5 protein-coding genes and 1 pseudogene are annotated in these 4120 nt (G+C 74.2%); 5 read left to right on the plus strand and 1 reads right to left on the minus strand.

Features of this window, described 5'->3' with window-relative positions:
• Positions 1 to 96: pseudogene (locus ACTJIY_RS20730) on the plus strand (superoxide dismutase); the annotation flags it as partial.
• 127 nt (positions 97 to 223) lie between these two features.
• Here ACTJIY_RS20730 and ACTJIY_RS20735 read toward each other — a convergent pair.
• Entirely contained in the window at positions 224 to 934 is a 711-nt protein-coding gene (locus ACTJIY_RS20735; protein WP_253051674.1) for a metal-dependent transcriptional regulator, read from the minus strand.
• 118 nt (positions 935 to 1052) lie between these two features.
• On the opposite strand from ACTJIY_RS20735, the gene ACTJIY_RS20740 reads away from it, so the two are divergent.
• From ACTJIY_RS20740 to ACTJIY_RS20755, 4 genes are all read left to right on the plus strand, one after another.
• On the plus strand, positions 1053 to 1397 hold the full coding sequence (locus tag ACTJIY_RS20740) for a PadR family transcriptional regulator (protein ID WP_205201118.1): 345 nt from the start codon (positions 1053 to 1055) through the stop codon (positions 1395 to 1397).
• On the plus strand, positions 1394 to 2338 hold the full coding sequence (locus ACTJIY_RS20745) for a permease prefix domain 1-containing protein (protein WP_353707004.1): 945 nt from the start codon (positions 1394 to 1396) through the stop codon (positions 2336 to 2338). Before ACTJIY_RS20740 ends, ACTJIY_RS20745 begins: the two co-directional genes overlap by 4 nt.
• Positions 2339 to 2347: 9 nt before the next feature.
• On the plus strand, positions 2348 to 3571 hold the full coding sequence (zapE, locus tag ACTJIY_RS20750) for a cell division protein ZapE (protein ID WP_253051672.1): 1224 nt from the start codon (positions 2348 to 2350) through the stop codon (positions 3569 to 3571).
• Between the two features lie 88 nt (positions 3572 to 3659).
• Positions 3660 to 4120: ClpX C4-type zinc finger protein (locus ACTJIY_RS20755; protein ID WP_440675393.1), on the plus strand; the 461-nt coding region annotated here is incomplete at its 3' end.

Genomic DNA, 4120 nt, shown 5'->3' on the forward strand with positions numbered 1-4120 from the left:
GTCACCGCCTGGTGGAACCTCGTCAACTGGTCCGACGCCGAGGCCCGCCTCCAGCGCGCCAAGACCCAGACCGCCGGACTCATCGTCCCCGCCTGACGGGCACCCGCTCCACCCGCCCGGCGAGCACGACACCGCCCGCCGGCGAACACGACATGAGGGTCGTTATCCGATGGATAACGACCCTCATGTCGTGTTCGACAGCCTGACGACGGCGGCGTCGGGCTCAGTCAGCCGTGACGAAGAGGTGGCGCGCGACGTCGTCCGGGAGGTCCAGGACCGTGTCGGCGCCGTCGCCCGAGACCGTGACGGCGCCGTCGTGCACGGCGACGACGAGGGTCTGGCGCGGGAACACGCCCGCCTCGGCGAAGCGCGCGAGGAGCTCGACGTCGACCTGGACCGGCTCGGCGATGCGCTGGAGCACGACGCGGACCTCGCCCCCGTCGGCCGTGCCGCTCGCGGCGAGGTGGGCCGGCAGCGACACGACGCCGTCGAGGTACTCGACCTCCGGCAGGTCCTCGCCCAGCTCGCGCAGGCCCGGGATCGGGTTGCCGTAGGGGTCGTGCGCGGGGTGGTCGAGGAGCGCGACGAGGCGCTGCTCGACGAGGTCGCTCATCACGTGCTCCCAGCGGCAGGCCTCGGTGTGCACCTGCTCCCAGTCGAGCTTGATGACGTCGGTGAGGAGCCGCTCGGCGAGGCGGTGCTTGCGCATGACGCGCACCGCCGTCTGCTGCCCGAGCGTCGTGAGCTCGAGCTGGCGGTCGCCGCCGACGACGACGAGGCCGTCCCGCTCCATGCGGGCGACGGTCTGGGAGACGGTCGGCCCGGAGTGCCCGAGGCGCTCGGCGATCCGCGCGCGCAGCGGAGGGATGCCCTCCTCCTGCAGCTCGTAGATCGACTTCAGGTACATCTCGGTGGTGTCGATCAGGTCGGTCACTCGGCCTCCCGCGGCAGGTACGCACTCTTCTCTGGAACCGTTCCAGTCTAGCGCTCCAGCGCCGACACGATGATGTGCCTCTTGTGCATACTGTGTGTCACACACTATGGTGTGAGACATGACCGATCCCGAGATCTTCGCCGGGCACAGCCAGGAGGTGCGCCGCGGCTCCGTCGTCGTCGCGAGCCTGCTGCTGCTGCGCACGCCCGGCTACGGCTACGGGCTCCTCGAGGCGCTCGCCGCGGCGGGCGTCCCCGTCGACGCCAACACGCTCTACCCGCTCCTGCGCCGGCTCGAGAAGCAGGGCCTCCTCGTGAGCGAGTGGAACACCGACGAGGCGCGGCCGCGCAAGTTCTACCGCACCTCCCCCGCGGGTGAGCGCTTCGCCCGCGACCTGCTCGACGAGTGGCTCGCGATCGCGCGCAGCCTCCAGACCATCGACTCCCAGGAAGGCACGTCATGACGCTCACCGACCGCTACGTCGCCGCCACGCTGCGCCGCGTCCCCGCGGACCAGCACGCCGACCTCGAGCAGGAGCTGCGCGCGTCCGTCGCCGACGCCGTCGAGGCCAAGGTCGAGGCCGGCACCGACCCGGCACGGGCCGAGACCGACGTCCTCAACGACCTCGGCGACCCCGACCGCCTCGCCGCCGACCTCGCCGGGCGCCCGCTCTACCTCATCGGCCCGACGCTCTACCTCGACTGGCTGCGGCTCCTCAAGGTGCTGCTCTGGGTCAGCCTCATCCCCGGGGCGATCGTGCTCGCGACGGACCTCGTCGACGGCGACGCCGTCGGGTCGGCCATCTGGAGCGGCATCTGGACGACCGCCTCGGTCGCCCTCCAGATCGCGTTCTGGACGACGCTCGTCTTCGTCCTGCTCGAACGGTACGGCTCCCCGCGGAGCCAGGACGAGCTCACCGGCCCCTGGACGGTCGACCGCCTCCCGACCGAGCGCGCGCCCCGCGAGGTCACGCTCGTCGACACGGTCGTGTCGGTCGGCCTGCTCGTCCTGGTCGCCGCCGTCCTCCTCCTCCAGAACGTCGCGACGTACCGGGGGCCCGACGGCACCGCCGTCCCCGTGCTGCAGCCCGACCTGTGGCCGGTCTGGACCGGCGTGCTCGTCGCGCTCGTCGCGGTCGAGATCGTGCTCACGATCCTCGTGTACGCGCGCGGCCGGTGGACCGTCGGCCTCGCGGTCGCCAACACGGTCGTCGGGGCGCTGTTCGCCGCCGCCGTCGTCTGGCTCGCCAGCGCCGACCGCCTCGTCAACCCGGCGTTCCTCGAGGTCACGGGCGGCGACTCGGTCACCTGGCTCTCGAACGCGATCGTCGCGGGCACCCTGGTCATCACCGGCTGGGACGTCGTCAGCGTCTGGGTGAAGGCCCTGCGCAGCCCCCGTGCCTAGGCTGGCCCGGTGACCCGCTCCCGCCTCGACCGCACCCGGCGTGCGGTCGAGGCGGCGGCGTCGCGCGAGGGGTTCGCGCTCGACCCGGACCAGTCCGCGCTCCTCGACCGGCTCGCCCGGCTCGGCGACGAGCTCGCCGGGGCCCGACGGCGGCCCGTCCGCGGGCTGTACGTGTGGGGCCCCGCGGGGCGCGGGAAGTCGTGGCTGGCCGGGGCGTTCTTCGCGGCCGTCGCGGGCGGGCTCCCGGCCGGCGCGGCCCGGCGGGTGCATGTGTACGACCTGTTCCGCGCGCTGCACGCGGCGATCCACGCCCAGCGGGCGAGCGCCCTCGCCGGGCCGCGGCCCGCCGTCGGGCAGGGCGGCCCGACGCGCGGGTGGCGCACCCGCGCGGCCGCCCCGGCCGCGGAGCCGCCGCCCGGGCCGCCGGAGGAGTCGGCGGAGCCACGCCCCGGCACCGTCGACGCCGCGATCGACGACCTCCTGCGCGGGAGCACGCTGCTCTACCTCGACGAGCTCCACCTGCACGACACCGGCGACGCGACCCTGCTCACCCGGCTCCTGCGCCGCGCGTTCGAGGCGGGCGTCGTCGTGCTCGCGACGTCCAACTACGAGCCCGGCACGCTGCTCCCGAACCCGCTGTGGCACCACGTCGCCGAGCCGGGCATCGCGCTCCTGCGCGCGCACCTCGACGTGGTCGAGCTCGCCGGGGCGACGGACTACCGGGCGCTCGGGGGGCGCGGTCGCGCAGGCTTCGCCGCGGGCGCGTGGCTCTCCCCCGGCACGACGGCGCAGCTCGCCGCCCACGGGCTCGTCGCCCCCGCCCCGGGTTCCCGGGCGGTCGTCCGCACCGGGACCAGGTCGTTCGAGGTGACGGCCGCACGGGTGGACGGCCCGGCCCGCGAGAGCGAGCCCGAGCTGTGGGTGACGTTCGCGGACCTGGCGGGGCGGCCGACGTCCACCCTCGAGTACCTCGACTGGGCCGCGCGTTTCCGTCGCTGGGTCGTCACCGACGTCCCCCTCCTCACGGACGCGGACCGGGAGGCCCAGCAGCGGTTCATCGCCGTCGTGGACGTGCTCGTGGACGCCGACGTCGAGCTCGTGGTCACGTCGGCCCACGCGCTCGGCGCCTTCCGCACGGCGATGCCGGACCGACCCGACGCCTTCCGGGCCGCGAGCCGCCTCCAGCTCCTGACGGAGCGGTCGGCGGGCCTCGGGCCTGCCGAGGGTCGCTGACCCGACGCGCCTCCTGGGAGCGGAACCTGTCGGCGTGTCGTGGGCGGCGGCTACGATCGGCCGCAACCGACTGGACTGGAGGCACCCGGTGGCACGCTCCGACGGCACCGACGACACGCGCGGGCAGCGCGGTCCGCGCGCGGCGGACGCGCTCACGTGCTCCTTCTGCGGCAAGTCCCAGCGCCAGGTGAAGCGACTCATCGCCGGGCCCGCAGGCGTGTTCATCTGCGACGAGTGCGTGGCCCTGTGCCTCGAGATGGTCGAGGAGGACCGCGAGGCCGAGAGCGCGGCGCAGGACGTCGTGACCGGCGACGGCCCCCTCCCCACGCCCCACGAGATCTTCGCGCACCTGAGCCGCTACGTCGTCGGGCAGGACGGCGCCAAGCGGGCCCTGGCCGTCGCGGTGCACAACCACTACAAGCGCGTCCGCGCCGCCGCCGCGGCCGAGGAGGCCGGCGACTCCCCCGCGGCCGACGACCCGGACTACGTGGAGCTGGCGAAGTCGAACATTCTGTTGATCGGTCCGACGGGGACGGGCAAGACGTATCT

Source organism: Cellulosimicrobium sp. 22598, from assembly GCF_052044445.1.
Lineage (GTDB): Bacteria > Actinomycetota > Actinomycetes > Actinomycetales > Cellulomonadaceae > Cellulosimicrobium > Cellulosimicrobium cellulans_G.

Coding starts and splice junctions, on each gene's coding strand:
- ACTJIY_RS20740 (WP_205201118.1), top strand. CDS start 1,053: ATGACCGATCCCGAGATCTTCGCCGGGCACAGCCAGGAGGTGCGCCGC.
- ACTJIY_RS20745 (WP_353707004.1), top strand. CDS start 1,394: ATGACGCTCACCGACCGCTACGTCGCCGCCACGCTGCGCCGCGTCCCC.